This is a genomic window from Streptomyces torulosus (assembly GCF_001419765.1).
Taxonomy (GTDB): Bacteria; Actinomycetota; Actinomycetes; order Streptomycetales; family Streptomycetaceae; genus Streptomyces; species Streptomyces torulosus.
Genome location: NZ_LIRK01000896.1, coordinates 1,229 through 1,436, shown reverse-complemented (window position 1 = coordinate 1,436; position 208 = coordinate 1,229). Strand labels below are relative to the sequence as shown.

1 protein-coding gene is annotated in these 208 nt (G+C 76.4%); it reads right to left on the bottom strand.

The window, feature by feature from the left end:
- Positions 1 to 208, bottom strand: a 208-nt coding sequence (locus tag AOK23_RS51180; protein WP_276205808.1) for a sigma factor-like helix-turn-helix DNA-binding protein, incomplete at both ends; no start/stop codon positions are given.

Below are 208 nucleotides of genomic sequence, written 5' to 3'. Positions count from 1 at the left end.
GCACCGCGCCGGGGCGTTTGCCGAGGACACGGGCCGCGGCGGGGCCGTCGAGGCCGACGACCACCCGCAGCAGCACGGCCTCCGCCTGGTCACGGGGCAGCCGGGCGACGAGCGCGAGGGCCTGCACGGTGGAGAGCGACTCCAGCGCCTGGTCATGGGTGTCGTGGACGCCGGGCAGCTCCAGCAGGTCGTTCTCCAGGGCGGTCGC